The following is a 1,315-nucleotide window of genomic DNA, read 5'->3' on the forward strand; positions in this document are numbered from 1 at the left end:
AAAGAAGCCCCGGCTCAATTGCTTGAACCGGGGCCCGGGTTTAATACGGCGGCGACCTACTCTCCCACTTTCGCAGTACCATTGGCGCTGACGGGCTTAACTTCTCTGTTCGGAATGGGAAGAGGTGGGACCCCGTCGCTATTGCCACCTAAATCTCTTTAGGCTCTTTTAGCTTTCGATCGCATCTTTCAAAAATTGTACACGTGCCCCGTACAAATTTAGATCAATGCTCATGTACAGACGTTGCATGCAACGTCTCTACCAATCAATCCAATATTTTAACATGGGAAGAAACTACTCAAATCCGTAAAGACAATTCATGAATTGTCTCTTCAAAAAAACCCTGGCCAGGACAATTCCGCCCCAGTAGAAAGTTTCGGGCAATTAGTACTGCTCGGCTTTGACATTACTGCCTTTACACCTGCAGCCTATCAACGTTGTCGTCTTCAACGGCCCTTCATGGAGACCTAATCTTGAGGGGGGCTTCGCGCTTAGATGCTTTCAGCGCTTATCCCTGCCACACGTAGCTACCCAGCGGTGCCCCTGGCGGGACAACTGGTACACCAGCGGTATGTCCAACGCGGTCCTCTCGTACTAGTGTCAGCTCCTCTCAAGTCTCCTACGCCCACAACAGATAGGGACCGAACTGTCTCACGACGTTCTGAACCCAGCTCGCGTGCCACTTTAATCGGCGAACAGCCGAACCCTTGGGACCTTCTCCAGCCCCAGGATGTGACGAGCCGACATCGAGGTGCCAAACCTCTCCGTCGATATGAGCTCTTGGGAGCGATCAGCCTGTTATCCCCGGAGTACCTTTTATCCTTTGAGCGATGGCCCTTCCATGCGGAACCACCGGATCACTATGCCCAACTTTCGTCCCTGATCGACTTGTTTGTCTCACAGTCAAGCACCCTTATGCCATTACACTCTTCTGGCGGTTACCAATCGCCATGAGGGTACCTTTGGGAGCCTCCGTTACGCTTTTGGAGGCGACCACCCCAGTCAAACTACCCACCACACAATGTCTCCCGGTTTCCCGGGATTAGGCCCCAGGCAAGCAAAGGGACGTATTTCAAGGATGGCTCCACAAGTCCTGGCGAACCCATTTCATAGCCTCCGTCCTATCCTACACATCACTTACCCAGAACCAACGTGAAGTTGCAGTAAAGGTTCACGGGGTCTTTCCGTCCCGTTGCGGGTACGCGGCATCTTCACCGCGACTACAATTTCACCGAGCCCATGGCTGAGACAGTATCCAGATCGTTACACCATTCGTGCAGGTCGGAACTTACCCGACAAGGAATTTCGCTACCTT

At 52.5% G+C, this 1,315-nt stretch carries 2 rRNA genes; both read right to left on the bottom strand.

The window, feature by feature from the left end:
* Positions 1–43 precede the first annotated feature (43 nt).
* Positions 44–152, bottom strand: a 5S ribosomal RNA gene (rrf, locus tag RMP09_RS06480).
* A gap of 212 nt (positions 153–364) precedes the next feature.
* A 23S ribosomal RNA gene (locus tag RMP09_RS06485) occupies positions 365–1,315 on the bottom strand; the annotation flags it as partial.

Source organism: Hydrogenophaga sp. (assembly GCF_031426985.1).
GTDB lineage: Bacteria > Pseudomonadota > Gammaproteobacteria > Burkholderiales > Burkholderiaceae_C > Hydrogenophaga.